This window comes from Herbaspirillum sp. WKF16, assembly GCF_028993615.1.
Classification (GTDB): Bacteria; Pseudomonadota; Gammaproteobacteria; order Burkholderiales; family Burkholderiaceae_D; genus Herbaspirillum.
Window position 1 is genome coordinate 3,920,887 of sequence record NZ_CP118632.1, and the last position, 26,907, is coordinate 3,947,793.

Genomic DNA, 26,907 nt, shown 5'->3' on the forward strand with positions numbered 1-26,907 from the left:
GAGAAAGCATTGAACCCAATCCAGACCGCCGCCACCCCGGGCGCCTTCGACATCGATGACAGGATCGGCGCCTTCGTCCCGCACGGACGCTACCGCCTCGACGGCACGCCTGGCGGCCCGCTGTCGGGCCTGCGCTTCGGCGTCAAGGACCTGTTCGACATCGCCGGCCAGCCCACCGGCGCCGGCAATCCCGACTGGCAGCGCAGCCACCCCGTGCCCACGCGCACCAGCGCCGTGGTGCAAACCCTGCTCGACGCCGGCGCCGACATGATCGGCAAGACCCTGACCGACGAGATCGCCTACAGCATCCACGGCGACAACCACCACTACGGCACGCCGCAGAATGTGGCCGCCCCCGGCCGCGTGCCCGGCGGCTCCTCCAGCGGTTCGGCGGCGGCGGTCGCGGCGCGCCTGTGCGACTTCGCGCTGGGCACCGACACCGGCGGATCGACCCGCGTGCCGGCCAGCTACTGCGGCGTATGGGGCCTGCGCACCACCTTCGGCCTGCTGTCGTGCGCGTCGTTGGCGCCGCTCTCGCCCAGCTTCGACACCGCCACCTGGCTGGCGCATGACGCCACCACCTTCGAGCGCGTCGGCCAGACGCTGCTGCCGCAAACCGGCGGTGTCGCCTTCAAGCGCGCGCTGCTGCCCTTCGACGTGCTGGAGCAGGCGGACGCGGTGTTCCATCCCGCGGTGCATGGCGTCTACGAGATCCTGCAATCGATGATGCAGGGCGAGCATGCCCGCCTCACCACCGGCGAAGCCGAGCTGGAGAACTGGCGGCGCGCCTATATCAGCGCCTCCGCCTACGACGCCTGGCAGACCCACAAGGACTGGATCGAACAGCAGAGTCCCGCCTTCGGCCCGGCCGTACAGGGGCGCTGGAACATGGCGCGCGACACCTCCGCGGAAACCGCCCAGGCCGCGCGGCAGAAACAGCTGCTGGTGCGCCACCAGGTACGCGCCTTCCTCGGCGCCGACGGCGTGGCGGTGATTCCCTCGGCGGCCAGCGTGGCGCCGCTGCGCGATGCCACGCCGGAGCAGATCGACGACATCCGCGCGCGCTGCTTCCGCATCACCAGCATCGCCGGCCTGTCGGGCCTGCCGCAGGTCAGCATCCCGCTGGCCGCGCCCGATGGCCTGCCGATCGGCGTATCATTGCTGGGCCCGGCCGGCAGCGACCTGGCGCTGATCAGGCTGGCCACCACAATCGGCCAGGCCCTGCCGGCGCGGCGCTGAACGGCCGCCCGCGCCTCGCCGGCAGGAGCGGGCGCGATCCAGAACACGATGCACGAACGATGCACAGACGATGAGCCAAACCTCTCCACGCAACAACGCCAAAGGCAACACCAAACGCCGCGCCAGCGCCGCCGAAGCGGCGGCGCCCGCCCCCGCCTCGCGCGCCGGCCGTCCGCGGGTGCGCCACCAGGAACTGGCCGACGCGCCCGCGCTGCAGGCCGACGCCGAGGCCGGCGACGACATCATCACCCGCATCTACAACACGGTCTTCGACAGCGTGATGAGCCAGCGCCTCGCGCCCGGCACCAAGCTGCCCGAGGCGGCGCTGTGCGAACTGTTCGGCGTGGGCCGCACGGTGGTGCAAAAGGCGCTGCAGAAGCTGGCGCACGAGCACATCGTCGAGCTGCGCCCCAACCGCGGCGCGGTGGTGGCCATGCCCACGCCGGAGGAGACGCGCGAGATCTTCGAGGCGCGCCGCGCGCTGGAGGCGGCCATCATGCGGCTGGCGGTGAAGAATGCCACGCGCGCCGACCTGGCCAAGCTGCGGCGCCAGCTGAAGGAAGAGCATGAGGTGATGCACAGCTATGCCCAGACCAGCTGGGCCCGGCTAGCGTCGTCGTTCCACATGCGGGTGGCCGAACTGGCGCGCAATCCCACGCTGCAGCGCTACCTCGGCGAACTGGTCTCGCGCTGCTCGCTGATCGTGGCGCTGCACGAGCCGGCCGGCTACGCCTCCTGCGAACACGAGGAGCACACCCGCATCGTCGACCTTATCGAACGCGGCGACGAACGCGGCGCCGTGGCGGCGATGGAAGCTCACCTGGTGACGCTGGAGGAGCACATCCACCTGGTGAGCGCCAAGAGCGGCAACAACCTGGCGCGCATGTTGGGGATGGAATAGGCGTTTTTTCCGCATCAAAGAGAAACGGCATTGCCTGTGATGGGCAATGCCGTTTTTTGTTGAGGGGAGGAAGGCAATGACGCTTGGGGGCCGGCCTTCGCGGGGACGACGAGTAGTGGGCGACTCGCACCAATGACGCCCGATGCCATCGCCTGCCTGTCGTTCCTGCGAAAGCAGGAACCCAGCGGCTTTCGCCGCGCATAGACGGTGGCCGAACATGACTGGTTGGTGCTGGAGGCATCGGTGCACCGGCTTCGATACGCCGCTGCGCGGCTACTCAGCCCGAACGGAATCCAAGGGGCGCAACGAAAGTCGCTGGATCCCCGCTTTCGCGGGGACGACGGATTAAATGAGATAGTGAGTCGCCCAAGGGAACCGCCAACGAGCAACAAGCAAGACAAAGCCGCAGGCGAGTAAGAGACAGCGCGAGGCCTCAGGCGAGCCGGACACGCTGTTCCCCTTGTGGGCCAGCCGTCGGAGCGGCGCAAAAAGTGGATCAGGGCGTCAGCCGGAGCGCAGCGACTCTGACGACCCCACTTTTTGCGACGCTCCGACGGGTACCCCGAAGGGGCTGGCACTTAGGGGCCGTTTTCTTTGCTTACTTTCTTTGGCGGGCCAAAGAAAGTAAGCGGCTGCCGGGCCGCCCCCGGCGCTCCGGCCCGACCGGAGAAAGATAAGTCTAAAGCCGGTACATCTGCACGCAGCAAGACCAGACTACGCAAACAACGACGGCATCCACGCTGACTTCGATACGCCGCCAAAGCGGCTACTCAGCCCGAACGGAATCCAAGGAGCGCAACGAAAGTCGCTGGATCCCCGCTTTCGCGAAGACGATACAGAGAAGCGCACCTCAAGCATCACGGGCTCGAGCCGCGCCCCCATCACGCAACACCGTCAGATCGCCACCCTGCTCTCCAGCTCCTCACGCACCTCGGCCACGATGCCGAAGGAATGCAGGCGCGCCGCATGATCGTGGATCTGCGCGGTGATCATCAGCTCATCCGGCGCGGTGTCGTCGATGAAATTCTGCAGGCCTTCGCGCACGGTCTCGCGGTCGCCCACCACCGCGCAGGCCAGCGAGCGCTCCACGTGGGCCTGCTCGCCGGGCTGCCAATAATCGCTGATGTCGTCCACCGGCGGGTTCAGCTGCCCCGGCGTGCCGCGGATCAGGTTGATGAACTGCTGCTGCAGCGAGCTGAACAGGCGCTCGGCCTCGCGGTCGGTGTCGGCCGCGAACACGTTCAGGCCCAGCATCACATAGGGCTTCTGCAGCGCCGCCGAAGGCTTGAAGCGGGCGCGGTAGATCTCCACCGCCGACTTCATGAAGCCCGGCGCGAAGTGCGAGGCGAAGGCGAACGGCAGGCCCAGCTCCGCCGCCAGCTGGGCGCTGAACATGCTGGAGCCCAGGAGCCAGATCGGCACATGCAGGCCGGCGCCGGGCACGGCGCGCAAGCCCTGGTAGTCGGAGGGTTCGGCGAAATACTCCTGCAACTCCACCACGTCCTGCGGGAAGTTCTCGGCGGTGTCGCCGCCCATATGGCGGCGCAGGGCGCGCGCGGTGCGCTGGTCGGAGCCTGGCGCGCGGCCCAGGCCGAGGTCGATGCGGCCGGGATAGAGCGACTCCAGCGTGCCGAACTGCTCGGCGATCACCAGCGGCGAGTGGTTGGGCAGCATGATGCCGCCCGCGCCCACGCGGATGGTGCTGGTGTTGGCGGCGACGTGCGAGATCACCAACGAGGTGGCGGCGCTGGCGATGCCGCTCATGTTGTGGTGCTCGGCCAGCCAGTAGCGCCGGTAACCCAGCTTCTCGGCCAGCTGCGCCAGCTCCTTGGTGTTGTGGAAGGCCTGGGCCGCGGTGCTGCCCTTGTTGATCGGCGACAGGTCCAGTACGGAAAATGGAATCATGAATGGAAATCCTCGTGGCGCGCCGGGATCGCCGCCGCACCGGGTTGCCGGGCCGCGACATGCTGGCCCGGGATGCGCGCGGCGGCTCAGTCGAGCTTGACCACCAGCTTGCCGAAGTTCTTGCCCTGCAGCAGCCCGATGAAGGCCTGCGGCGCGTTCTCCAGGCCGTGCGCGACATCCTCGCGATAGCGCAGGCTGCCGTCCTTGAGCCAGCCGGCGACGTCGTGCTGGAAGGCAGCGTGCAGATCGGGACGGTTGACGTAGTAGTCGAAGATGATGAAACCCCTGATCTGGATGCGTTTGGTCAGCACGCTGCGCAGCAGGGCGCTGCTGTCGGTGGCGATGCCGCCGCCGTTGTAGTGGGCGATCAGGCCGCACACAGGAATGCGCGCATGGGTGTTGAGCAGCGGCGCCACGGCGTCGAACACGGCGCCGCCGACGTTCTCGAAATAGATGTCGATGCCGTCGGGGCAGGCCGCCTTGAGCTGGGCCGCGAAGTCAGGCGCGCGATGGTCGATGCAGGCGTCGAAGCCCTGCTCCTTCACCGCATAGGCGCACTTCTCGGCGCCGCCGGCCACGCCGACCACGCGGCAGTCCTTGATCCTGGCGATCTGCCCGACCAGCGAGCCGACCGCGCCGGTGGCCGCGGCCACCACCAGGGTCTCGCCGGCGCGCGGCTGGCCGATGTCGATCAGGCCGGCATAGGCGGTGTAGCCGGGCATGCCGAGCACGCCCAGCGCATGCGAGGGATGGGCGAAGCCGTCCGGCAGCTTGGTGGCGCCGGAGCCGTCGGAGACGGCGTACTCCTGCCAGCCGGTGTAGGCCATCACCAGCTCACCCTCGCGGTAGCCGGGATGGCGCGAGGCCACCACGCGCGAGACGGTGCCGCCGGTCATCACCGCGTCCACCGCCACCGGCGGCGCATAGGAGGGCGCGTCGCTCATGCGGCCGCGCATGTAGGGATCCAGCGAGAGCCACTCGGCGCGCAGCAGCAGTTGCCCGTCCTGCAGCGCCGGCACCGGCGCCTCCTCCAGGCGGAAGTTCTCGGGCGTGGGCGCGGCGCTGGGGCGCGAGGCCAGAACGATCCGGCGATTGACGGCGTGGGTTGCGCTCATGGAATGTCCTTTCGGGAAGATGGTCGGAAGACGGGATTCATTGCGGAGGCACCAGCACGCGGCGCGTGACCTGCATCGCGCTTTCCATCGGCGCGCGGTCCCGGCTGAGCTTGGACATCAGGCTGGCGCCCAGCCACAGCTGGTAGAGCATGGTGGCCGTGGGCAGCGGCGCCAGCACGGTGTGCAGCGAGCCGTCGGCGACGCCGTCGGCGATGCAGCCGGCGATGCGGGCGATGAAGCGGCCGGTGCCTTCGTGCAGCGCCGCGCGCATGTCCTCGGAGAGGTCGGCCACTTCGGCCGACAGCTTGACCACCAGGCAGCGCTGCTCGAACTCCTCGCAGCACTGGCTCTCCAGCCAGTAGCCCCAGTAGGTCAGCAGGCGCTCGCGGGCGCCCCCGGCGGCGGGCGTTGCGCCCAGCACCTGTTCCAGCAGCGCCAGGTAGCCTTGGACGTAGTGCTCGATGAGCTCGCGGCCGTACTGCTCCTTGGAGCCGAAGTAATGGTAGAACGATCCCTTGGGGATGTCGGCGGCCGACAGGATCTCGGACAGGCCCACGCCCGAGAAGCCCTTCTGCGCGATGATCGCGCGGCCGGCCGTCAGGATGTTGCGCTTGTTTTCGCCATAGCTTTCTCTCATGCCGGCCATTCTAGCGAAAAATTAGACCGGTCGTCTAAGACCGGCCTTTTTCAGCCTGCCGGCCGCGCCGGCGCCGGTGCCGGGAATAGCGGCCGCACCGCCAGCGCGACCAGCGCCATGGCCAGCCATACCGCGCCCCATCCGCGCCATTGCAGCAGCGCCGGCGCCGCCTGCGCGGTGAGGAAGAAGACGCCGAACACGCAACTGTTGCCCAGCCCCAGCGCGGTGCCGACCTGCGCCGGCCCGGCCATCACGGCCAGTTCGGTATAGGCCACGCCGTGCCAGGCCGAGACCGCCACACCGGCCGCCACCAGCGCCGCGGCCAATACGCCCGCCTCCTGCACGCCGCCGATAGCCAGCGCCGCCAGCAAGGCGAACAGCGCCGCGCTCAGCAAGGCGCAGCCGCGCAGGTAGCTGCGGCGGTTGCCGCGCCGGTCGGTCCAGCGGCCGCTGGCGATGCGGCACACCGCCGCCCCCACCTGCACCGCCGTCAGCGCCGCGCTGATGAGCAGCAGGCCGGCATGACCGGCCTCATTGAGGAAGATGCCGCCGAAACTGATCAGCGCCACCTGCGGCGCGCACAAGAGGCCAGTGGCCAGCGCCAGGCGCCACACCACGGCGCGACGCAGGGCCGCGGGCGCGGCCGATGCCGCCTGCGCCGAGGCTTGCGCGATCGGCGGCTCGCGCAGCCACAGCAGCGTCAATCCCACGCTGGCCAGGCAACCCGCCATCAAGGCCGCATACACCGCGCCGAAGCCCGCATGCGCCGCCAGCGACGGCAGCAGCAAGGCGCCGATGCCGCCGCCCAGCGGCACCGCGGTCTGGCGGATGCTCATGGCCAGGCCGCGCTCGCCGTCGGCGAACCATCCCATCACCGCGCGCCCGCTGGCGCCGTTGACGCTGCCGCCCAGCAGGCCGGCCAGCATCAGCCCGGCGCACAGCCAGGAATAGGTGGCGCCGCCCTGCCCCGGCAAGGCCTTCACGATCAGCAGCCAGAGCGCGGCGACGGTGCCGAGCAGGCCGGCCAGCAATACCTTGCGGTCGCCCAGCTTGTCGGTCAGCACGCCCCAGGGCAATTCGCCCAGCGCCACGCCCAGGCTCAGCAGGCCGAGCGCCAGGCCGAGTTCGGCGTTGCCGAGCCGGTAGTCGGCGCGCAGCACCACCGAGGTCACCGGGATGCCGGAGAAGATGGCGGAGAAACTGGCGTTGGCGGCCACGCCCGCGGCCAGCACCTTCCAGCGGTGGCGGGCCGGCGGCGCAGCGGGTCGGTCGGACATGGCGGCGGACTGCATGAGGGGCTCCTGATCGGTTCGATGACCTGCGCAGTGTGCCCGGCATCACAACGTCCAAAATGTCATAATTCCTGCAATTCAAGCCATCGCACGGAACACGCCATGCCTGCCCGCGACACCGCCTTCCTGATCTTCGCCGATTGCAGCATGCTCGACTTCACCGGCCCGTTGTCGGCCTTCGACGCCGCCAACCGGCTCGCCGGCAAGCCGCTCTACCGACTCTCCCTGCTGTCGGAACCGGGCGGCATGATCCGCAGCTCGGCCGGCGCCTGCGTGCAGACCGAGCGCATCGGCGAGCAGCGCTTCGATACGCTGGTGGTGGCCGGCGGCGGCGCGCCGCGCGAGGGCCTGGTGTCGGAGCACTTGCGCCAGGTCATCGTGCGCGCGGCCAGGCGCTCGCGGCGCATCGCCGGCGTATGCACCGGCGCCTTCGTGCTGGCCGCCGCCGGGGTGCTGGACGGCAAGCGCGCCACCACGCACTGGCGCATGGCGGCCAAGCTGCAGAAGATGCATCCGGCGGTGCTGGTCGATAGCGACCGCATCTGGTCGCGCGACGGTTCGGTGTGGACTTCGGCCGGCATCTCGGCCGGCATCGACCTGGCGCTGGCGCTGGTCGAGGATGACCACGGCGCCGAGCTGGCCCGCGCGGTGGCGCGCGAGCTGGTGGTGTTCCATCGGCGTCCGGGCGGGCAGTCGCAGTTCTCGGCGCTGCAGGAGATGGATGGCATCGGCGGCAAGGGCGGCGACCGCATCCGCACCGCCCTCACCTTCGCGCGTGAGAACCTGCACCAGGCGCTGACGGTGGACATCCTGGCCGAGGCCGCCTGCCTCAGCCGGCGCCAGTTCGACCGAGCCTTCGTCGCCGAGACCGGCCAGACGCCGGCCAAGGCGATCGAGCAGATGCGCGCGGAAGCGGCGCGCATCCGCATCGAGGAATCGAACGACTCATTGGACAATATCGCCCGCGTCACCGGTTTCGGCGACGCCGACCGCATGCGACGCGCCTGCATGCGGCTGTTCGGGCAGCCGCCGCAGGCCTTGCGCCGGCTGGCGCGGCAGGGCGAGGAACGCGGCGCGCCGGAAGCGGCCGCGTAGTGAGGCGCAGGCGGGAGATCAGCCGGCAGTCAGCCTGACGCGGGTGATCTCGGATGGCGCCAGCAGGCGCTTGGGCGGCCCCCAGTAGCCGGTGCCGCGGCTCACGTAGACCCACAGCCGCTGCATGCGCTTCAAGCCGGCGACATAGGGCTGCTGCAGCGGCACGAAGAAATTCCACGGGAAGAACTGGCCGCCGTGCGTATGGCCCGACAGCTGCAGGTCGAAACCGGCCTCGGCGGCCGCGATCGCGCTGCGCGGCTGGTGCGCCAGCAGGATGCGCGGCGCCGCCTCGGGGGCGTTGGCGATGGCGGCGTGCGGGTCGCTGCGGTGGGCCGGGTCGAACTGGTGGGCGGTGAAGTCGGTCACGCCGGCCAGCACCAGGCCGGCGCCGTCGTGGCGCAGCACCACGTGTTCGTTCATCAGCACCGTCAGGCCCAGGCGGCGCACCTCGTCTATCCATTCATGGGCGTTGGAGTAGTACTCATGATTGCCGGTGACGAAGTAGGCGCCATGGCGCGCGCGGATCTCGCCCAGCGGCGCGGTGTGCGCCGCCAGCTGGCGCACGCTGCCGTCGACCAGGTCGCCGGTGACGGCCACCACGTCGGGCTTGAGGGCATTGACCTTGTCGACGATGGCCTGCAGGTAGGGACGCTTGATGGTGGGGCCGACGTGGATGTCGCTGATCTGGACGATGGTGAAGCCCTCCAGCGCGCGCGGCAGGTTGGCGATCGGCACGCTGACCTCGACCACGGCGGCGGTGCGCCGCGCATTGAGGAAGCCGATCACGGTGGCCGCCGCGGTCAGGCCCAGCACCAGCCATGCGGTGAGCTCGTCGAGCTCGCGCAGGTGGATGTCGGACAGCGACAGCAGCGGCGCCAGCGCCAGGGCGATGGCGCGCAGCAAGGTCAGCAGCAGCGCCGAGGAGAACGCGCCCATGGCCAGCATGCCGGCCCAGGCCAGGCGGTCGGCCGTAAGCTCGGCCATGCCGCGGCGCTTGAGGATGGGGGCGAACATGGCGGCCGGCATCAGCAGCACCGACACCGCCAGCACTGCCGCGCCGAACGCGCTCCAGGCGGCGTTGCCGGCGGCCAGCGCGGGCAGCAGCTGGAAACCGATCCAGGCATGCAGGGCAGCGAGGATGCCAAGGAAGATGACGACTCCGAAATAGGTACGGCGCATGAATGGCTTTCTTGTTGTGCGGGAAGGATACGACATGCCGGACTCGACGGCGGCCGGCGCCGCCCCTCAAACGCGATGAAAAGCTTGCATCGATACGGACAGATATGGATCCCGACGCCGGATTTTCAACCGCCGAGCTGGCCAAATCTGTCCAAACCCGCCATGGGATTGACTGGGCGTCAATAGTTGGCGGATTTCACCACAGAAAAAATCGGCGAGGGGCATGCAAGAAGACGAACAGAGGAGGATAATATTGCCTCGATCCCCGATTTTTTAATTCGCGCGACCTTGGCGGCCCACAGCCGCATCGATTCCATCGACAGGAGGCCGCGCGCGCATCATTGAAAGAATTATTTTGAGTTCAAGCAAAACCACCAAGCGCTGGCATGGCAACGTCGAGGCAATCAAGGCGGAATACCTCAACGGCGTGGTCGCGCAGATGACGGCCTATGGCGATCGCGTGCATTTCTCCATGTTCGGCTCGGTGCAGAAGCCGCACTATGAGGTGATCAACAGCTTCGACAAGAAGATGGCCTTCGACGGCAACCATCACCTGCACCGCCCGGAGGAGAACGAGTTCGGCCCCGGCAACGTGACGGCGATCTTCACGATGGAGCAGATCAAGCGCATCATCGCCACCGGCGGCAGCGGCGCGCGCAGCAGCATCCCGCGCGCCGCGCGCGCCGCCTCGGCCCGCAGCGGCGGCGCCGGCGGGGCCCGCCCGGTCACCGCGGCCGCGCGTGCGCGCGAGGCGGTGGACGGCGAAAAGTACGTCTACTTCAAGGCCAACCGCGAGATGCTGCCCGAAGGCATCAACCAGTACTCGGACGAGATCAGCGCGCTGATGCTCAAGGGCATGTCGGCCGAACAGGCCTTCGGCGAGGTCATCGACAAGCACTTCGGCTGAACGGCGGCGGGACGCTGAAAGCAAAAATGGCCGGAGCATGCTCCGGCCATTTTCATTGCGGCGACGCCCGCTCCAACCGGGCTTCAGTAGGACTCGGGCACCATCATGCTCTGCGGCACCGGATGGCGCTCGTAGTCTTCATGGCGCTCGCGCTCCGGCAGGATCACCGGCGGATGCGGCACTTCCTTGTAGGGCATCTGGTCCAGCAGGTGTGCAATGCAGTTCAGGCGCGCCTTCTTCTTGTCCACCGCCTGCACCACCCACCACGGCGCCTCGGGGATGTGGGTGCGTTCCAGCATCACTTCCTTGGCCTTGGTGTACTCCTCCCAGCGGCGGCGCGACTCCAGGTCCATCGGCGAGAGCTTCCATTGCTTGAGCGGGTCGTGGATGCGCGAGAGGAAGCGCATGTGCTGCTCTTCATCGGTGATGGAGAACCAGTACTTGATCACCTGGATCCCGGCGCGGGTCAGCATGCGCTCGAACTCCGGCACCGAGCGGAAAAACTCCTCGTACTGCTCGTCGTTGCAGAAGCCCATCACGCGCTCGACGCCGGCCCGGTTGTACCAGCTGCGGTCGAACAGCACCATCTCGCCGGCCGCCGGCAGGTGCGACACATAGCGCTGGAAATACCATTGGGTGCGTTCGCGGTCGTTGGGCGCCGGCAGCGCCGCCACGCGCGCCACGCGCGGATTGAGGCGCTGGGTGATGCGCTTGATCACGCCGCCCTTGCCGGCCGCGTCGCGGCCCTCGAACACGATCACTACCTTGTGGCCGGTCTGCACCACCCAGTCCTGCAGCTTGACCAGTTCGCCCTGCAGGCGGAACAGTTCGCGGAAATACAGGCGGCGGTACTCCTTCTCTTCGTCGCCGTGGGCGCTGGAAATCTCTCCGGTCACCGGATCGACGGTGCGGTCTTCCAGCTCCAGCTCCATCTCTTCGTCGTAGCTGTCGGCCAGCTCGCGATGGATGCGCTTGATCATTTCTTCGTTGGTCATCGGTTCCTCGTTGGCAATACGGGCGGCGTGCGCGGGGCCTTCCGCCGCGGGAAAAGTGGGACACAACATACATGTCCATTGTGACGAAGACGTGACAGCGGGACGGCCGGATGGCGGCGCGCGCAGGCGCGCGGAACCGCTGATGCGAAAATAGGCTATAGTCGCTGGAAAACCGATAGTCATTTCCGCAGATCAGCATGACACTCACTGAATTGAAATACATCGTGGCCGTCGCCCGCGAAAAGCACTTCGGCCATGCGGCCGAGGCCTGTTTCGTGGCGCAGCCGACCTTGTCGGTCGCCATCAAGAAGCTGGAGGACGAGCTGGGGGTGGTGATCTTCGAGCGCGGCGGCACCGAGGTCTCGGTCACGCCGCTGGGCGCGCAGATCGTGGCCCAGGCCGAGCGCGTGCTGGAGCAGACCGCGGCCATCAAGGAAATCGCCAACCAGAACAAGGATCCGCTGTCGGGCCCGCTGCGCCTGGGCATCATCTACACCATCGGCCCCTACCTGCTGCCCTCGCTGGTCAAGACCATGATCGAGACCGTGCCGCAGATGCCGCTGATCCTGCAGGAAAACTTCACCACCCGCCTGATCGAGCTGCTGCGCCAGGGCGAGCTGGACGCGGCCATCATGGCCCTGCCCTTCCCCGAGCATGGCCTGAACGTGCTGCCGCTGTACGACGAGGAGTTCATGGTGGCCCTGCCGCGCCAGCACAAATGGGCCGATCGGCGCGACATCGACGCCCGCGAGCTCAAGAGCGAGACCATGCTGCTGCTGGGCAACGGCCACTGCTTCCGCGACCAGGTGCTGGAAGTCTGCCCGGAGATGTCGCGCTTCTCCACCAGCGGCGACGGCATCGCCCGCACCTTCGAGGGCTCCTCGCTGGAGACCATCCGTCACATGGTGTCCTCGGGCATCGGCGTGACCGTGCTGCCCAAGGCCTCGATCGCCGACCCCGACACCCGCGACGGCATGGTGCGCTACGTGCCCTTCGTCAGCCCGGCGCCTTCGCGCCGCGTGGTGATCGCCTGGCGCAAGAGCTTCACCCGCCAGGCCGCGATCGACGCGGTGCAAAAGGCGGTGCTGTCCTGCAACCTGAACGGCGTGCAGATGCTCAGCGAAGCGGAGGCGGTAGCGGGCTGAACTGCTTCCCCGCCCTTGCCGGAAAAGAAAAGGCCTCGCATCGCGAGGCCTTTTTTCATGCGCGCCGGCCGGCTGCCGGCATCAGAGGCGATGCGTGGTGCCGGCGTCGAACCAGTGCACGTCGCCGGCGCCGAAGGTGGCGCCGATGCGCTGGCCGGTGGCGACCTGGACGTTGGCCGGACAGCGCAGCACCAGCGACTGGCCGCCGCAGCGCACGTGCACCAGCAGCTCGGCGCCCAGCGCCTCGACCAGCTCCACGTCCAGCTCCATCTGCGCGGCAGAACCGTCCAGCACCGGCAGCAGGTGTTCGGGACGCACGCCGAGGATGCGCTCCCGGCCGCCGGCCGCCGCCACCGCCTGCGGCAGGCGGATGACGCCGCGCAGGCCGTTCTTCTCGGCCTCGAAGGCGGCGCCGTCGGCCGACAGCTTGCCCTGCACCAGGTTCATCGGCGGCGAACCGATGAAGCCGGCCACGAAGGTGGTGGCCGGACGCGCATAGACTTCGGCCGGGGTGCCGATCTGCTCGGCCACGCCGCGGTTCATCACGATCATGCGTTGGCCCAGCGTCATCGCCTCGACCTGGTCGTGCGTGACGTACAGGCTGGTGGTGCGCAGGCTGGCATGCAGCTTCTGGATCTCCAGGCGCATCTGCACGCGCAGCTTGGCGTCGAGGTTGGAGAGCGGCTCGTCGAACAGGAACACGGCGGGCTTGCGCACGATGGCGCGGCCCATGGCCACGCGCTGGCGCTGGCCGCCGGAGAGCTGGCGCGGGGTGCGCTCCAGCAAGGCGCCCAGCTCCAGGATCGCGGCCGCGCGCTGCACGCGCTCGTCGATCTCGGCCTTGGAGATGCCGGCGATCTTGAGGCCGTAGGCCATGTTCTCGTACACCGTCATGTGCGGGTATAGCGCGTAGTTCTGGAACACCATGGCGATGTCGCGCTCCTTGGGCTCCAGCTCGTTGACCACGCGCTCGCCGATGACGATCTGGCCGTCGCTGACTTCTTCCAGGCCGGCCACCATGCGCAGCAGGGTGGACTTGCCGCAGCCCGAAGGGCCGACCATGACGATGAACTCGCCGTCGGCGATGTCGGCGTCGATGCCGTGGATGACGTCGACCGCCTTGGGGCCTTTTCCGTAGGTCTTGCGGACTTGCTTGAGATGGATTGCTGCCATATCGGATCTTCTTCAGGTTTATTTTTCGGAATCGACCAGGCCCTTGACGAACCATTTCTGCATCACCACCACGATCAACCCGGGCGGCAGCATGGCCAGCATCATGGTGGCCATGACCATGTTCCACTCGACGGCCGAGTCGCCGCCCGAGATCAGGGTCTTGATGCCGATGCCGATCGGATACATCTCCTGCTGGGTGGCGATCATCAGCGGCCACAGGTACTGGTTCCAGCCGTAGATGAACATGATCACGAACAGCGCGATCACGTTGGTGCGCGAGAGCGGCCACAGCACGTCCTTAAGGAAGCGCAGCGGGCCTGCGCCGTCGATGCGCGCGGCCTCGGCCAGTTCATCGGGCACCGTCAGGAAGAACTGGCGGAACAGGAAGGTGGCGGTGGCCGAGGCGATCAGCGGCACGGTCAGGCCGGCGTAGCTGTTGAGCATGCCGAAGTCGGACACCACCTGGTAGGTCGGCGTGATGCGCACTTCCACCGGCAGCATCAGGGTGACGAAGATCATCCAGAAGAACAGGTTGCGGCCGGGGAAGCGGAAATACACGATGGCGAACGCCGAGAGCATGGAGATGGCGATCTTGCCGATGGCGATGACCAGCGCCGTCACCAGGCTGACCCACAGCATGTTGAGCACCGGCGGCGCGCTGACGTTGCCGGAGGCGCCCTTGAACAGCACCGTGCCGTAGTTGTTCAGGAACTCGCCGCCTGGGACGAGCGAGATCGGCGACATGGCCGACTGCTCCGCGGTCTGCGTGCTGGCGACGAAGGCGACGTACAGCGGGAACACCACCGCCAGCACGCCCAGGATCAGCACCAGGTGGCTGACCGCGTCGAGGATTGGTCGTCTTTCTATCATGCGTATTGGACTTTCTTCTCAACGTATTTGAACTGCACCACGGTCAGCAGGATGACCACCGCCATCAGCACCACCGACTGCGCCGCGGCGCTGCCCAGGTCGCCGCCCTTGAAGCCGTCGGAGAACACCTTGTAGACCAGGATCTCGGTGTCCTTTCCGGGGCCGCCGTGGGTGGTGGCCTCGACGATGGCGAAGGTGTCGAAGAACGCGTAGACCACGTTGACGACCAGCAGGAAGAAGGTAGTCGGCGAGATCAGCGGGAACACGATGGTGAAGAAGCGCTTGACCGGGCCGGCGCCGTCGATGGCGGCCGCTTCGATCAGCGACTTGGGGATGGATTGCAGGCCGGCCAGGAAGAACAGGAAGTTGTAGCTGATCTGCTTCCAGATGGCGGCGATGACGATCAGGATCATCGCGTGGTTGCCGTTGACCATGTAATCCCAGCGGATGCCAAGCCAGGCCAGCACGTGCGAGAGCACGCCCAGCGAAGGGCTCAGCAGGAACATCCACAGCACGCCCACCACCACCGGCGACACCGCGTAGGGCCAGATCAGGAAGGTCTTGTAGATGGAGGCGCCGCGCGTGACGCGGTCGGCGAACACCGCCAGCAGCAGCGACAGCGTCATGCCGAAGAAGGCCACCAGCAGCGAGAACAGCGCGGTGGTGCGGAAGGACTCGAGGTAGGTCGGGTCGCCGAACAGCGCGGCGAAATTGTCCAACCAGACGAATTCGGAGTAGCCGCCGAAGGCATCCTGCAGCAGCACGGACTGGTACAGCGCCTGGATGGCGGGCCAGAAGAAGAACAGCAAAGTGATCAGGATCTGCGGTGCGACCAGCAGATACGGCAGCCACTTCGATTTGAATCGCGCGCGTTTTTCCACGTTCGTTCAGGTCACAAAATGAGGTTCAGGAAAACGAAATCCGGCGGCATGTCCCATCCACTGGAGACGATGCCGCCGGGAACGCATGCCGCCTGCCCGCGCGAGCAGGCAGAGGCAAGGCCGCTACGGATGTTACTGGTTGCCCTTGTTGGCTTTCTCGAAGCGCACCAGCAGTTCGTCGCCGCGCTTGACGGCCGAATCCAGCGCATCCTTCGGGGTCTTCTTGCCGGTCCAGACGTTTTCCAGTTCCTCGTCGAACACGGTGCGGACCTGGGCGTAGTTGCCCAGGCGCAGGCCGCGCGACTTCTCGGTGGTCTTGACGATCATCTGCTTGACCGCGACGTCGGTGCCCGGGTTGCGGTCATAGAAGCCGGCCTGCTTGGTCAGCTCGTAGGCGGCCTTGGTGACCGGCAGGTAGCCGGTGTCCTGGTGCCACTTGGCGGCCACTTCCGGCTTGGACAGGTAGGTGAAGAACTTGGCCACGCCCTTGTAGTCGTCGGCCTTCTTGCCGTTCATCACCCACAGCGAGGCGCCGCCGATGACGGTGTTCTGCGGCGCGCCCTGCACGTCGTTGTAGTACGGCAGCATGGCCACGCCGAACTTGAACTTGGCGTTCTTGCGGATATCGGCGTAGGCCGAGGAGGAACCGGTGATGATGGCGCACTCGCCGGCGTTGAACTTGGCGTTGGCTTCATCCTTGCGGCCGGCGTAGGTGAAGTAGCCCTGCTTGGCCCAGTTCGCCAGGTTTTCGATGTGGCGAACGTGCAGAGGGCTGTTCAGTTTCAGGCGCGCGTCGAGGCCGCCGAAGCCGTTGTTCTTGGAGGCCAGCTCGACGTTGTGCCAGGTTGAAAACGATTCCAAATGCACCCACGATTGCCAGGTGGTGGTGTATGCACAGGAGGCGCCGCTGGCCTTGATCTTGGCGGCCATGCCGACGAACTCCTGCCAGGTGACGGGCGGCTTCTCAGGATCCAGGCCGGCCTTGGCGAACATGTCCTTGTTGTAGAACATGATGGTGGTGGAGCTGTTGAACGGGAAGGACATCATGCCCTTGGCGGTCGAGTAGTAACCCGCGACGGCCGGCACGTAGGCGTTCTGGTCGAACTTCTCGCCTGCCTGGTGCATCACCTCATAGACCGGCTTGACCGCGCCCTTGGCGTAGATCATGGTGGCGGTGCCGACTTCGAACACCTGCAGGATGTCGGGAGCGTTGCCGGCGCGGTAGGCGGCGATGGCGGCGGCCATCGACTCGTCGTAGGTGCCCTTGTAGACCGGCACGACCTTGAAGTCGGACTGGCTCTTGTTGAAGTCGTCGGCGAGGGCATTGACGCGTTCGCCGAGGGCGCCGGTCATCGAATGCCACCAGGAAATCTCGGTTGCGGCGAAGGCGGTGGAAGAGATCGTCGCCAGCATGCCGGTCGCGATCATTGTTTTAAAGTTCATCGGAGGACCTCTAGGGAAAAGGGGTTTTGATGCTATCAACGCTCCATGACAGCCGCGTTACATTAGCCGCACTCGCGTTGCAGCGCAAAGAAAAAAGATGCGGCTGTGCAGCAGATAATTATCAAAATAATATTTCGCTACGTACTTTCCCTTAGCGCGGCTCGCGATCTGTCAGGCGCCTGTCAGGCGCGCCCCGTGCGGCGGGAAGCGAACGTCGACGCGGGGACGACGCGGCGGCCGATTATAATGCCGACTTTCGTTTCACGGACTCCGCATGAACCGGCTCAAGCTCTACGCGCTCCTGGTGCGCGCACACAAACCCATCGGCATCCTGCTCTTGCTCTGGCCCACGCTGATCGCGCTGTGGCTGGCCTCGGACGGACGGCCAGACTGGGGCGTTGCGGCCATCTACGTGCTGGGCACGGTGCTGATGCGCTCGGCCGGCTGCGCCATCAACGACTATGCCGACCGCGACTTCGACCTGCACGTCCAGCGCACCGAACAGCGGCCGCTGACCTCGGGCAAGATCAAGTCGTGGGAGGCGCTGATGGTGGCCGGCGTGCTGGCGCTGCTGTCCTTCCTGCTGATCCTGCCGTTCAATGCGCTGACCAAGCAATTGTCGGTGGCGGCGCTGCTCATCGCCGCCAGCTACCCCTACTTCAAGCGCTTCTTCGCCATCCCGCAGGCCTATCTCGGCATCGCCTTCGGCTTCGGCATCCCGATGGGATTCGCCACCGTCACCGGCGCGGTGCCGCCGGCGGCCTGGGTGCTGCTGGTGGCCAACGTGTTCTGGGCGGTCGCCTACGACACCGAGTACGCCATGGTCGACCGCGAGGACGACCTCAAGATCGGCATCAAGACCTCGGCCATCACCTTCGGCCGCCACGACGTGCTGGCCATCATGCTGTGCTACGCGGCGGCGCTGGCGCTGATCTGGGCGGTCGGGCTGCAATACGGACTGGGCCTGTGGTTCTCGGCCGGCATGCTGGTGGCCTGCGGCTTCGCCGCGTATCACTACACGCTGATCCGCGAGCGCGACCGCATGCGCTGCTTTGCTGCCTTCAACAACAACAACTGGCTGGGCGCGGCGATCTTCGCCGGCGTCGCGCTGGATTACCTGCTGCGCTGAAGCCGCGCAGGCCGGGCCGAAACATCGACAAGACCACGAGGAGACGAGATGGAAGCTGAATTCTGGCTGGAACGCTGGCGCGAGGGTCGCACCCATTTTCACCAGTCGCGCGTGACGCCGCTGCTGCAGAAGTACTGGCCGCAGCTGGCGCTGCCGGCCGGCAGCCTGGTGCTGGCGCCGCTGTGCGGCAAGTCGCTGGACATGCTGTGGCTGGCCGAACAAGGCCATCGGGTGCTGGGCGTGGAGCTGTCGCAGCTGGCGGTGGAACAGTTCTTCGCCGAGAACGGCCTGCAGGCGCAGGTGCATGAATCGGCGCAGGGCCGGCACTTCGTCGCCGGCGCCATCGAGATCATCTGCGGCGACATCTTCGCGCTGGCCGACGAGACGCTGGCCGCCTGCGCCGGCGCCTACGACCGGGCGGCGCTGATCGCGCTGCCGCCGGAGATGCGCCCGCGCTATGCCGAACAGGTCTACGGCCGCTTGCCGGCCGGCGCGCAAAGCCTGCTGATCACGCTGGAATACGCGCAGCAACGCATGGACGGGCCGCCGTTCTCGGTGATGGAAGATGAGGTCTTGCGGCTCTACGCGCCGCACACGCAAGCCGAGGCGATCGATCGCCGCGATATCCTGGACAAGGAACCAAAATTCAAGGAGCGCGGACTGGAGAGGCTGGATTCGGTGACTTACCGGCTGCGACGCGGGGCGTGAACATCGTCGGTTCTTGATAAGCCGCTGTCGCGGCATGACGGACGCCGCTGGGTCCCTGCTTTCGCAGGGACGACGCAGACAGTGGAATCACCTTCGGCGGTCGGATTTCCCTCCACCGCCCGAGACATCCCTGCTGCTTGTCGTTCCTGCGAAAGCAGGAACCCAGCGGCGTTAAACAGCCATCCTCAAACCTCGGCCGTAGTCCTCACCACCGTCACCCGGCTGATCACGAACTCCCCCTCCACCACCACGCGGAACGGCACGCCCATGACGTTGAATCCGGGGCCGCCGTCGTCGTCCCACACCTGGGCCAGCGCGTCGAATTCGCGCGGGCTCAGCTGCAGCATCTGGGCGCTGATGACGAAGGTCGCGCCGGCCTTCTGCTTCCTGACGATATCTTCCAGTTTGGCCATGGCCTGTTCCTTTGCGTTCAGCGCGGCGGCAGCACTGCCATCACGTTGACCGGCTTGCCGTTGCGGCGGATTTCAAAATACAGCTTGACCCGGTTGGTGTCGCTGTTGCCCATGGTGGCGATCTGCTGGCCGCGCGCGATGCTCTGGCCTTCCTTGACCGTGATGGTGTTGTTGTGGGCGTAGACCGACAACAGGGTCGGCGTGTGCTTGATGATCACCATGTTGCCGTAGCCGCGGATGCCGTGGCCGGCGTAGGTCACGCGGCCGCCGGCGGCCGCCACCACGCTCTGGCCTTCGCTGCCGCTGATGTCGATGCCCTTCTTGTAGCTGTCGCCGCTGGGCGCGGACTTGCCGGCGGTGGGCCACATCCAGTCCAGCTTGGCGTCGGCCGCGCTGGGCGCGTCATCGTCGTCCTGGCTCTTGCCGGCGGGCTTGGCCGCCGGCTTGGCGGGCGTCGCCCGGCGCGCCGGAGCGGCAGCGGCGGGACGGCTGGCCTGGCCGGCGCCGGTGCGCGCCACCACGCCGGCCGGCGGGCGCACCAGGATGCGCTGGCCGACTTCCAGGTCATTCGGGTTGCGCAGCTTGTTCCAGGCCGAGAGGTTGGACGGGCTCTGGTCGAAATCGCGGCCGATGCTGTAGAGCGTGTCGCCGCGCCGGACCGTGTAATAACCGTCGCCGTCGGCGGTGGAGGCGCAGCCGGCCAGGACCAGCAGCGCGGCCAACGGCGCGGCGACGGTAATGCGGGTGAGTCTGCGGGAAAGTCTGAGCATCAGGCCTTGCCGAATTCGTCGCCCAGCTCCTTGCTGCGGGCGGCGGCGGCCTTGAGCGCCGTGACGATGGACTCCTTGACGCCGGCGCGCTCCATGCTGGTCAGCGCCGCGTAGGTGGTGCCGCCCTTGGAGGTGACGCGCTCGCGCAGCGTGGCCACCGGCTCCTCGGAACGGCGCGCCAGTTCGGTGGCGCCTTCGAAGGTGGCCTTGGCCAGCTGCATGCCGTCGGCCGGCGACAGGCCGAGTTCGACGGCCGCCTTTTCCATCGCTTCGAGGAAGTAGAAGACGTAGGCCGGGCCGCTGCCGGAGATCGCGGTCACCGCGTCGAGCTGGTCTTCGCCGGCCACCCACAGCGTCTCGCCGGTGGCCTTGAGGATGGAGTCGGCCTGGGCGCGCTGCAGCGTCGAGACCTGCGCGCCGGCGGCCACGCCGGTGATGCCGCGGCCGATCAGGGCCGGCGTGTTGGGCATGGCGCGCACCACGGCCTGGTGGCCGTCGAGCCAGCGCGAGATGTCGGCGATGCGGATCCCGGCGGCGATGCTCAGCACCAGTTGGGCGCCGATGAAGGGCTTGAGCAGCGCCGCCACTTCCGGCAACTGCTGCGGCTTGACCGCCAGCAGCACCACGTCGGCCGAGGCTACCGCGCCATCAATGGCGGTGGCAGTGCTGACGCCGAACTTGTCCTTGAGCGACTGCAGCGCGCCGGCATTGAGGTCGACCACGTGGATGTCCTGCGGCGAGGCGACCTTGCCGGCCAGTCCGCCGATCATGGCGGTGGCCATGTTGCCGCCGCCGATAAACGCTATCTTCACTTACGCTCCTTGTTCCCGTGTCGCTGACACTGTGTGTGTGTTCGTTAAAGTGGACGGCCCATGCCGCCCGGTTGGCGCCGGCCGCTAGGCGGCGCCGCGCGCGCCGAAGATGGCGCTGCCGATGCGCACGATGGTGGCCCCTTCGGCCACCGCCGCCTCCAGGTCGGAGGACATGCCCATGGACAGCGTATCGAGCGCCAGGCCGTCGGCGCGCAGCGCCTGGTAAAGCGTATGCACTGCGGCGAAGGCGGCATGCTGGCGCGCGACGTCGTCGGTCGGCTCCGGGATCGCCATCAGGCCGCGCAGCCGGATGTTGGGCAGCTGCGCCACCTGCGCGGCGACCTGCGGCAGCTCCTGCGGCGACAGCCCGCTCTTGCTGGCCTCGCCGCTGATGTTCACCTGCAGACAGATGTTGAGCGGCCCCAGTTCCGGCGGCCGCTGTTCCGACAGGCGGCGGGCGATCTTCTCCCGCTCCACCGAATGCACCCAGTCGAAGTGCTCGGCGACGGGCCGCGTCTTGTTGCTCTGGAGGGGGCCGATGAAGTGCCACTGCAAGCGCTCGTCCGGCGCCAGCGCCTTCATCGCCCCGATCTTCTCCAGCGCTTCCTGCAAATAGTTTTCACCGAAGGCCTGCTGCCCCGCCAGCACCGCCTCCCGCACCGCCTCGGCGCCGAAGGTCTTGGAGACGGCCAGCAACTGTATCGACGACGGCGCGCGCCCCGCGCGTTCGGCGCCGGCGGCGATCTGGTGTTGCACGTATTGCAAGTTTTTGGCGATTGACGACATAATCCGGGGCCGGGAGGGGCTCGGCTGCGGGGAACATAAACAGATACTCGGTGCTTTCCTCGCAAGGATTATAAATGGACATTGCCGCGCTGCTGGCATTTGCCGTCAGAAACCAAGCCTCCGACCTGCATCTTTGCGCCGGCCTGCCGCCCATGCTGCGCGTGCACGGCGAGATCCGCCGCATGGATGCCCCGCCGCTGTGCGACTACCGGCTGCGCGCCATGCTGCATGGACTGATGGACGATGTCCAGCGGCGCCGCGGCGCCGAGCGCATGGAATCCGACTTCGCCTTCCGGCATGAACAGCTGGGACGCTTTCGCGTCAACGTCTTCCGCCAGCTGCGCGGCGCCGCCGCGACCATCCGCCACATTCCCCCGCAACCGCCGGCGCTGGCCGGGATCGGCGCGCCGGCCGTCTGCGCCGACCTGGCTTGTCGACCGCGCGGGCTGGTGCTCGTGACCGGGCCCACCGGGTCGGGCAAGAGCACCACGCTGGCGGCGATGGTGCACCATATCAACGAGCGGCGGGCGCTGCACATCGTGACCATCGAGGATCCGATCGAGTTCGTCCACGAGCCGCTGCGCGCGCTGGTCAGCCAGCGCGAGGTGGGCACGCATACCGGCTCCTTCGCCGACGCGCTGCGCGCCGCCCTGCGCCAGGATCCGGACGTGCTGCTGGTGGGCGAGCTGCGCGATGCCGAGTCTATCCGCCTGGCGCTGACCGCGGCCGAGACCGGCCACCTGGTGCTGGCCACGCTGCATACGACCTCGGCGGCCAAGACGGCGGACCGCATCGTCGACGTCTTCCCCGCCGGCGAAAGGGACGGCGCGCGCGCCATGCTGGCCGAGTCGCTGCTGGCGGTGATCTCGCAGACCCTGCTGCCGTTGCGCGACGGCGGCGGCATGGTGGCGGCGCACGAGGTGATGCTGGGCACGCCGGCGATCCGCAACCTGATCCGCGAGGGCCGCACGGCGCAGCTCCAGACCGCCATCCAGACCTCGGCCGGGATCGGCATGCAGACGCTGGACGCCAGCCTGGCCCAGCTGCTGCAGCGCCAACTGATCAGCCCGGAAAGCGCGCGCCGGCATGGGCGCGCGCTGGACTTCCCGAGCTCGTGACGCCAAGGCAACCGCGGCAAACCGATGCGCATGGCGCCGGCCGGCGCGCAGGTTTAGAATGGGCGCCCAGGAAAACCCAGGGGAGCAGCCATGAGCACCGTCTACGATTTCCGGCCCGCGTTGGCCGACCACAGCGAATTCCCGCTGGAGCAATTGCGCGGCAAGGTGATGCTGATCGCCAACACCGCCAGCAAGTGCGGCTTCACGCCGCAATACAACGGGCTGGAACACATCCATCGCCAATTCAAGGCGCGCGGCCTGGAAGTGATGGCCTTCCCCTGCAACCAGTTCGGCGCGCAGGAACCGGGCAACGCCGAGGAGATCGGCGCCTTCTGCGAGAAGAACTACGGCGTGAGCTTCCCGCTGTTCGCCAAGATCGACGTCAACGGCGACCAGGCCGACCCGCTGTTCAAGTTCCTCAAGAAGGAAGCGCCCGGCCTCCTGGGCAGCAAGGCGATCAAGTGGAATTTCACCAAGTTCCTGGTGCGCCGCGACGGCACCGTGTTCAAGCGCTATGCGCCGCAGACGCGGCCGGAGGAAATGATCTCCGACATCGAGGCGCTGCTGGCGGAATAAGCCCCGGCCGGCTCAGGGCAGGTCGCGGATGATCCGGTAGTCGGCGTCGCGCACCGGCACGAAGCGGGTGGCGTGCAGGCCGCGCAGCGTGGCCCGCGTGCGCGCCGATTTGTTGTCGAGGAACACCGCGCGGATCTTGTCGCGGATGTCGGCGCACAGCTGGCCGCGGTAGACGAAGGGATCGTAGGGGATCGGCGCCGAGCGCCAGAGCACGCGCACGTCGCGCCGCTTCAGCTTGCCCTCGCTGATCATGCGCGAGAGGTTGGTGCTGGCGACGAAGGCGGCGTCGGCATTGCGGCTCAGCACCGCCAGCACCGACTGCTCATGGTTGCCGGCGTAGCCGATGCGGGAGAAATAACTGGCCAGCTGCAGACCGTTCTGGCGCGCGAAGATATGCCGCGGAATCAGCGCGCCCGAGGTGCTGTCGGGGTCGGCCAGCGCCAGCACCTTGCCGCGCAGCGAGGCGATGCTGTCATAAGGCCCCTGCTGGCGCGTGATCAGCAGCGAGAAGTAGACGGAGGACGCCGCGGCGCCGCCCGGGCCGGCGAAATTCGGTTCCTGCAGTTCCAGCGAGGCAAAGGGCGTGACCTGCGCGTCGCCCTTCCTGGCCGTCACGTAGGACGCCGGCCCCAGCCGCGCGATATCGACGGCGCCGGCCATCAGGCCTTCGATCACCGAGCCGTAGGACGACGGCACCACCATTTCCACCGGCATCTTCAGCTTCTCGCGCAGGGCGTCGAGCAGGGGATCCATCGCGCTTTGCTGTTCCTCGTCGCTGCCCTGGGGCACGAAGGAAAAACGCAGCCGCTCCGGACGCTCGCAGGCCGCGCCCCGCTGGGCCGACGCCGGCGGCGACGCCAGCAAGGCCGCCAGGGCCAGGCCGCAGGCGGCCAGGATGCCCCGGGCGGACGATGCGAACAATGCTGCGGCAATCTTCATGCGATCTCAAACCTGCCCTTCTGCAAGATGGCTTCCAACTGGTCGGCGGGCACCGGGCGCTGCAGGTAGAAGCCCTGCACCTGGTCGCAGCCCATGACCTTCAGGTGCATCAGCTGCTCCTTGGTCTCCACGCCCTCGGCCACCACCTTCAGCCCCAGGTTGCGCGCCAGCGTCACGGTGGATGCGACGATCATGCCGTCGCTGTTGTCGTTGCGGATATCGCTGATGAAGGAGCGATCTATCTTCAGCGCGTAGACCGGCAGCGTCTTGATGTGGCTCAGTCCGGAATAGCCGGTGCCGTAATCGTCCAGGTAGATCTTCAGGCCTTCGCTGCGCAGCTTCTCCAGCGTGCGGCGCGCGGTTTCCACGTCTTCGATGAAGCAGCTCTCGGTGACCTCGATGTCCAGCAGGTCGGGCGTGAGCCGGTGGCGCCGCAGCGACTCCCGCACGATCTCGCTCAGGCTCTCGTCGCGCAGTTGCTTGGCCGAGACGTTGATCGCCACCGGCACCAGCGGCAGCCCCTTGTCGCGCCACTGCGCCAGCTGGCGGCAGACTGCCTCGATGATCCAGTGGCCCAGCGGCACCACCATGTCGTGCGCCTCGGCCAGGCCGATGAATTCGCCGGGGAAGATCAGGCCGTGCTCCGGATGCTGCCAGCGGATCAGCGCCTCCATGCCGGTCACCCGGAACTGCTGCAACTCGACCTTGGGCTGGTAGTGCAGGCAGAACTCGTCGTCCTTGAGCGCCTGGCGGAAGCGACCCAGCAACTCCAGCCCGCGCACCGCGATGGCGTTGAGCGAGGCGTCGTAGAAGCGGTACAGGCCGGAGCCGGAAGTCTTGGCGGTGTACATCGCCGAGTCGGCGTTGGTCATCAGCTCCTCGATGCTCTGGCCGTCGCGCGGGTACAGGGCGATGCCGATGCTGGGCGCGGTCTCGACGTAGCAGCCCAGCAGGTCCGGATAAGGCGCGCGGATGCTCTCGACCAGCTTGTCGGCGATCTCGGCCACGCTTTCCTCGTTGCGGATCTCCGACACCATCACCACGAACTCGTCGCCGCCCAGGCGCGCCACCAGGTCGTACTCGCGCAGCGCGGCGCGCAGGCGGCGGGCCACCTCCTGCAGCAGCGCGTCGCCCACGGCGTGGCCCTGGGTATCGTTGATCAGCTTGAACTTGTCGAGGTCGAGGAAGAACAGCGCATAGAGATTGCGGCTGCGCTTGGCGCGCGAGAGCTCGGTCGAGGCCAGCTCGTAGAACAGCATGCGGTTGGGGATGCCGGTCAGGTAATCGTGCGAGGCCAGCTGGTAGGCGCGCGACTTCTCCTGCTCCAGCTGGTTGATCAGGCCGCTCTTCTCGCGCTCCGAATACAGCAGCTTCTCGTACAGGAAGCGACGGCGATGCGCCAGGTTGATCAGGCCCGCCGTCAGCAGCATGATGGCCACCGAAATCGCGACGGCCTGCACGTAGTACTGGCGATGCGCCGGCCGCAGCTTGCCGAGCAGTTGCTCCGGATCCCGGCTCACCACCACCGCCAGCGGATAGTGCACCAGGCGCCGCTGCACACCGACGTGCTGCACCTCGTCGCCCGGGCGCAGCGCGTGGATCAGGCCGTCGCCCTTGCCCGCCAGCAGGAACAGCGCGTACGCCTGGCCGGCATAGTTGGAGCCGCCCGAGAGGATGCCGCCCGACAGCTCGGCCAGCTGCAGGCCGGCGGCGTTGAGGATCTCGATGCGGCTGGCGCCGGCTACGCTGACTTCCTGGTAGGTCTTGAGGAAGTAGCCCAGGTCGAGGATGGCGGTGAAGAACCCCTGCAGCTCGCCGCGCCCGTTCTGCAGCGGGATCAGCAGCGGCACGCGCCAGCTGTAGCCGTCGCGGCTGTTGGGCGGATTGATGATCATCGGATTCTGGTTGCGCCCGGCAGTCAGCGAGCTCATGTAACCGGCGTTGATCAGCTTGGCGAGTTCCGGCTCTTCCTGCTGCCGCGCCGACGAATAGACCAGACGACCGCCGGCGTCGAACATGGCCACGCGCAGGTAGGCCGAGTCGCCGTTGAAGAGCGGATTGAGATAGGAGGAAGACGAGCGATCGCCGCCCAGCATGGCCTGGCCGATGCGGGAATACAGCAAGGTCTTGCCCAGCACCTCGTCGAGGTTGGCCGAAACGATGGCGGCAACGTTCTTGCTGTCGGCGATCGAACTGGCGATGGCCAGCCGTTTCTCGTTCTCGATGCGGGTGATGGTCAGGTACCACAGCATCACCAGCACGCAGGCCGACAGCAATACCAGGCCGACCGACATCCCGCGCCCTGCGAGAAACTCGGTCAACAGCCTCTTCGGCTCCAAAGATCTTGGATTACGCAATCCCCACCCGCATGAACATTCGGCCGGAGAGTCCGGCACTGCCTTGTTTCCCCTTAACCGAAGCAGATTAGTACGCCAATGTGTCAAGTTGATGACAAGCGGCGGGTTGTTACGTGAGCTGTTTTCATGTTGCGGCGGACCGCGTTGCGGCGCTGGCGCAATCAAGGCTGACGTTGGCTGAAGCACAAGCTCAGTCGACGACGCTGGATCCCTGCTTTCGCAGGGACGACGCATTAATTGAGACAGCGAGCCAGGAAATCGATGCCGCAGGCGAGCAGGACACAACGCAAAGCCGAGGCCAGCGACAAACGTCCGAAGCCGAAGGCGAGTAAGAGACAGCGCGACGCCGCAGGCGAGCCGGACATGCTTTTCCCCTTGTGGGCCAGCCGTCGGAGCGGCGCAAAAAGTGGATCAGGGCGTGAGTCGGAGCGCAGCGACTCTGACGACCCCACCTTTTGCACCGCTCCGGCGGGCACCCCGAAGGGGCTGGCACTTAGGGGCCGCCTTCTTTTGCTTGCTTTT

General features: G+C 67.2%; 25 protein-coding genes. 9 read left to right on the plus strand and 16 right to left on the minus strand.

What is annotated here, in order from left to right:
- Positions 1-9 precede the first annotated feature (9 nt).
- A complete protein-coding gene (locus tag Herbaro_RS17715) occupies positions 10-1,239 on the plus strand; it encodes an amidase (protein WP_275010933.1) in 1,230 nt (409 codons plus the stop codon).
- A 70-nt stretch (positions 1,240-1,309) separates the two neighbouring features.
- Positions 1,310-2,140: a GntR family transcriptional regulator gene (locus Herbaro_RS17720; protein WP_275010934.1), complete on the plus strand. Its 831-nt coding sequence runs from the start codon at positions 1,310-1,312 to the stop codon at positions 2,138-2,140.
- An 894-nt stretch (positions 2,141-3,034) separates the two neighbouring features.
- On the opposite strand, the gene Herbaro_RS17725 is transcribed toward Herbaro_RS17720, so the two are convergent.
- The 4 genes from Herbaro_RS17725 to Herbaro_RS17740 form a co-directional block, all read right to left on the minus strand.
- Positions 3,035-4,045, minus strand: a complete 1,011-nt coding sequence (locus Herbaro_RS17725; protein ID WP_275010935.1) for an LLM class flavin-dependent oxidoreductase — start codon at positions 4,043-4,045, stop codon at positions 3,035-3,037.
- Between the two features lie 86 nt (positions 4,046-4,131).
- Complete coding sequence (locus tag Herbaro_RS17730; protein ID WP_275010936.1) at positions 4,132-5,160, minus strand: NADPH-dependent curcumin/dihydrocurcumin reductase; 1,029 nt, start codon at positions 5,158-5,160, stop codon at positions 4,132-4,134.
- Positions 5,161-5,197: 37 nt separating this feature from the next.
- The gene (locus Herbaro_RS17735) at positions 5,198-5,797 is read right to left on the minus strand and encodes a TetR/AcrR family transcriptional regulator (protein ID WP_275010937.1); all 600 of its coding nucleotides are present in this window, start codon (positions 5,795-5,797) and stop codon (positions 5,198-5,200) included.
- Between the two features lie 50 nt (positions 5,798-5,847).
- Positions 5,848-7,089 (minus strand): MFS transporter, encoded by a 1,242-nt coding sequence (locus Herbaro_RS17740; RefSeq protein ID WP_275010938.1) that lies wholly within the window; start codon positions 7,087-7,089, stop codon positions 5,848-5,850.
- Positions 7,090-7,191: 102 nt separating this feature from the next.
- On the opposite strand from Herbaro_RS17740, the gene Herbaro_RS17745 reads away from it, so the two are divergent.
- Positions 7,192-8,184, plus strand: a complete 993-nt coding sequence (locus Herbaro_RS17745) for a GlxA family transcriptional regulator (RefSeq protein WP_275010939.1) — start codon at positions 7,192-7,194, stop codon at positions 8,182-8,184.
- 18 nt (positions 8,185-8,202) lie between these two features.
- On the opposite strand, the gene Herbaro_RS17750 is transcribed toward Herbaro_RS17745, so the two are convergent.
- Complete coding sequence (locus tag Herbaro_RS17750; protein ID WP_275010940.1) at positions 8,203-9,363, minus strand: metallophosphoesterase; 1,161 nt, start codon at positions 9,361-9,363, stop codon at positions 8,203-8,205.
- 355 nt (positions 9,364-9,718) lie between these two features.
- Between Herbaro_RS17750 and Herbaro_RS17755 the strand changes: the two genes are divergently transcribed.
- Positions 9,719-10,270, plus strand: coding sequence for a hypothetical protein (locus Herbaro_RS17755; protein WP_275010941.1), 552 nt, complete (start codon positions 9,719-9,721; stop codon positions 10,268-10,270).
- 83 nt (positions 10,271-10,353) lie between these two features.
- Here the strand turns inward: Herbaro_RS17755 and ppk2 are convergent, their stop codons facing one another.
- Positions 10,354-11,265, minus strand: coding sequence for a polyphosphate kinase 2 (ppk2, locus tag Herbaro_RS17760; RefSeq protein WP_275010942.1), 912 nt, complete (start codon positions 11,263-11,265; stop codon positions 10,354-10,356).
- Between the two features lie 197 nt (positions 11,266-11,462).
- Here ppk2 and Herbaro_RS17765 point away from each other — a divergent pair, with 197 nt between their 5' ends.
- The gene (locus Herbaro_RS17765) at positions 11,463-12,410 is read left to right on the plus strand and encodes a LysR substrate-binding domain-containing protein (protein WP_275010943.1); all 948 of its coding nucleotides are present in this window, start codon (positions 11,463-11,465) and stop codon (positions 12,408-12,410) included.
- Positions 12,411-12,491: 81 nt separating this feature from the next.
- Here the strand turns inward: Herbaro_RS17765 and Herbaro_RS17770 are convergent, their stop codons facing one another.
- The 4 genes from Herbaro_RS17770 to ugpB form a co-directional block, all read right to left on the minus strand.
- Positions 12,492-13,583, minus strand: coding sequence for a sn-glycerol-3-phosphate import ATP-binding protein UgpC (locus tag Herbaro_RS17770; protein WP_275010944.1), 1,092 nt, complete (start codon positions 13,581-13,583; stop codon positions 12,492-12,494).
- 18 nt (positions 13,584-13,601) lie between these two features.
- On the minus strand, positions 13,602-14,453 hold the full coding sequence (gene ugpE / locus Herbaro_RS17775) for a sn-glycerol-3-phosphate ABC transporter permease UgpE (protein ID WP_275010945.1): 852 nt from the start codon (positions 14,451-14,453) through the stop codon (positions 13,602-13,604).
- On the minus strand, positions 14,450-15,334 hold the full coding sequence (ugpA, locus tag Herbaro_RS17780; RefSeq protein WP_275010946.1) for a sn-glycerol-3-phosphate ABC transporter permease UgpA: 885 nt from the start codon (positions 15,332-15,334) through the stop codon (positions 14,450-14,452). The genes ugpE and ugpA overlap by 4 nt, the downstream gene beginning before the upstream one ends.
- A gap of 132 nt (positions 15,335-15,466) precedes the next feature.
- Complete coding sequence (ugpB, locus tag Herbaro_RS17785) at positions 15,467-16,777, minus strand: sn-glycerol-3-phosphate ABC transporter substrate-binding protein UgpB (RefSeq protein ID WP_275010947.1); 1,311 nt, start codon at positions 16,775-16,777, stop codon at positions 15,467-15,469.
- A gap of 274 nt (positions 16,778-17,051) precedes the next feature.
- Between ugpB and ubiA the strand changes: the two genes are divergently transcribed.
- Entirely contained in the window at positions 17,052-17,906 is an 855-nt protein-coding gene (gene ubiA, locus Herbaro_RS17790) for a 4-hydroxybenzoate octaprenyltransferase (protein ID WP_275010948.1), read from the plus strand.
- A gap of 48 nt (positions 17,907-17,954) precedes the next feature.
- Positions 17,955-18,614, plus strand: coding sequence for a thiopurine S-methyltransferase (locus Herbaro_RS17795; RefSeq protein WP_275010949.1), 660 nt, complete (start codon positions 17,955-17,957; stop codon positions 18,612-18,614).
- A gap of 185 nt (positions 18,615-18,799) precedes the next feature.
- On the opposite strand, the gene Herbaro_RS17800 is transcribed toward Herbaro_RS17795, so the two are convergent.
- The 4 genes from Herbaro_RS17800 to Herbaro_RS17815 form a co-directional block, all read right to left on the minus strand.
- Positions 18,800-19,027 carry a hypothetical protein gene (locus tag Herbaro_RS17800; protein WP_275010950.1) on the minus strand — a complete coding sequence of 76 codons (228 nt, stop codon included), beginning with the start codon at positions 19,025-19,027 and terminating at the stop codon, positions 18,800-18,802.
- 17 nt (positions 19,028-19,044) lie between these two features.
- Complete coding sequence (locus Herbaro_RS17805; protein WP_275010951.1) at positions 19,045-19,797, minus strand: peptidoglycan DD-metalloendopeptidase family protein; 753 nt, start codon at positions 19,795-19,797, stop codon at positions 19,045-19,047.
- Positions 19,797-20,609, minus strand: a complete 813-nt coding sequence (gene proC / locus Herbaro_RS17810) for a pyrroline-5-carboxylate reductase (RefSeq protein ID WP_275010952.1) — start codon at positions 20,607-20,609, stop codon at positions 19,797-19,799. Before proC ends, Herbaro_RS17805 begins: the two co-directional genes overlap by 1 nt.
- Positions 20,610-20,693: 84 nt before the next feature.
- Positions 20,694-21,395, minus strand: a complete 702-nt coding sequence (locus tag Herbaro_RS17815; RefSeq protein ID WP_275010953.1) for a YggS family pyridoxal phosphate-dependent enzyme — start codon at positions 21,393-21,395, stop codon at positions 20,694-20,696.
- 74 nt (positions 21,396-21,469) lie between these two features.
- Between Herbaro_RS17815 and Herbaro_RS17820 the strand changes: the two genes are divergently transcribed.
- Together Herbaro_RS17820 and Herbaro_RS17825 are read left to right on the plus strand one after the other, a co-directional pair.
- A complete protein-coding gene (locus Herbaro_RS17820) occupies positions 21,470-22,513 on the plus strand; it encodes a type IV pilus twitching motility protein PilT (protein ID WP_275010954.1) in 1,044 nt (347 codons plus the stop codon).
- A 90-nt stretch (positions 22,514-22,603) separates the two neighbouring features.
- Positions 22,604-23,089: a glutathione peroxidase gene (locus tag Herbaro_RS17825; protein ID WP_275010955.1), complete on the plus strand. Its 486-nt coding sequence runs from the start codon at positions 22,604-22,606 to the stop codon at positions 23,087-23,089.
- 12 nt (positions 23,090-23,101) lie between these two features.
- Here the strand turns inward: Herbaro_RS17825 and Herbaro_RS17830 are convergent, their stop codons facing one another.
- Complete coding sequence (locus tag Herbaro_RS17830) at positions 23,102-24,028, minus strand: phosphate/phosphite/phosphonate ABC transporter substrate-binding protein (RefSeq protein WP_275010956.1); 927 nt, start codon at positions 24,026-24,028, stop codon at positions 23,102-23,104.
- Entirely contained in the window at positions 24,025-26,310 is a 2,286-nt protein-coding gene (locus tag Herbaro_RS17835) for a putative bifunctional diguanylate cyclase/phosphodiesterase (RefSeq protein ID WP_275014047.1), read from the minus strand. Before Herbaro_RS17835 ends, Herbaro_RS17830 begins: the two co-directional genes overlap by 4 nt.
- Positions 26,311-26,907: the final 597 nt, after the last annotated feature.

What these genes read in the sequence shown, in the direction of transcription:
- Herbaro_RS17720 (WP_275010934.1), top strand. Translation starts at nt 1,310, where the DNA reads ATGAGCCAAACCTCTCCACGCAACAACGCCAAAGGCAACACCAAACGC.
- Herbaro_RS17725 (WP_275010935.1), bottom strand. Translation starts at nt 4,045, where the DNA reads ATGATTCCATTTTCCGTACTGGACCTGTCGCCGATCAACAAGGGCAGC.
- Herbaro_RS17730 (WP_275010936.1), bottom strand. Translation starts at nt 5,160, where the DNA reads ATGAGCGCAACCCACGCCGTCAATCGCCGGATCGTTCTGGCCTCGCGC.
- Herbaro_RS17735 (WP_275010937.1), bottom strand. Translation starts at nt 5,797, where the DNA reads ATGAGAGAAAGCTATGGCGAAAACAAGCGCAACATCCTGACGGCCGGC.
- Herbaro_RS17740 (WP_275010938.1), bottom strand. Translation starts at nt 7,089, where the DNA reads ATGCAGTCCGCCGCCATGTCCGACCGACCCGCTGCGCCGCCGGCCCGC.
- Herbaro_RS17745 (WP_275010939.1), top strand. Translation starts at nt 7,192, where the DNA reads ATGCCTGCCCGCGACACCGCCTTCCTGATCTTCGCCGATTGCAGCATG.
- Herbaro_RS17750 (WP_275010940.1), bottom strand. Translation starts at nt 9,363, where the DNA reads ATGCGCCGTACCTATTTCGGAGTCGTCATCTTCCTTGGCATCCTCGCT.
- ppk2 (WP_275010942.1), bottom strand. Translation starts at nt 11,265, where the DNA reads ATGACCAACGAAGAAATGATCAAGCGCATCCATCGCGAGCTGGCCGAC.
- Herbaro_RS17765 (WP_275010943.1), top strand. Translation starts at nt 11,463, where the DNA reads ATGACACTCACTGAATTGAAATACATCGTGGCCGTCGCCCGCGAAAAG.
- Herbaro_RS17770 (WP_275010944.1), bottom strand. Translation starts at nt 13,583, where the DNA reads ATGGCAGCAATCCATCTCAAGCAAGTCCGCAAGACCTACGGAAAAGGC.
- ugpE (WP_275010945.1), bottom strand. Translation starts at nt 14,453, where the DNA reads ATGATAGAAAGACGACCAATCCTCGACGCGGTCAGCCACCTGGTGCTG.
- ugpB (WP_275010947.1), bottom strand. Translation starts at nt 16,777, where the DNA reads ATGAACTTTAAAACAATGATCGCGACCGGCATGCTGGCGACGATCTCT.
- ubiA (WP_275010948.1), top strand. Translation starts at nt 17,052, where the DNA reads ATGAACCGGCTCAAGCTCTACGCGCTCCTGGTGCGCGCACACAAACCC.
- Herbaro_RS17795 (WP_275010949.1), top strand. Translation starts at nt 17,955, where the DNA reads ATGGAAGCTGAATTCTGGCTGGAACGCTGGCGCGAGGGTCGCACCCAT.
- Herbaro_RS17800 (WP_275010950.1), bottom strand. Translation starts at nt 19,027, where the DNA reads ATGGCCAAACTGGAAGATATCGTCAGGAAGCAGAAGGCCGGCGCGACC.
- Herbaro_RS17805 (WP_275010951.1), bottom strand. Translation starts at nt 19,797, where the DNA reads ATGCTCAGACTTTCCCGCAGACTCACCCGCATTACCGTCGCCGCGCCG.
- Herbaro_RS17815 (WP_275010953.1), bottom strand. Translation starts at nt 21,395, where the DNA reads ATGTCGTCAATCGCCAAAAACTTGCAATACGTGCAACACCAGATCGCC.
- Herbaro_RS17820 (WP_275010954.1), top strand. Translation starts at nt 21,470, where the DNA reads ATGGACATTGCCGCGCTGCTGGCATTTGCCGTCAGAAACCAAGCCTCC.
- Herbaro_RS17825 (WP_275010955.1), top strand. Translation starts at nt 22,604, where the DNA reads ATGAGCACCGTCTACGATTTCCGGCCCGCGTTGGCCGACCACAGCGAA.
- Herbaro_RS17830 (WP_275010956.1), bottom strand. Translation starts at nt 24,028, where the DNA reads ATGAAGATTGCCGCAGCATTGTTCGCATCGTCCGCCCGGGGCATCCTG.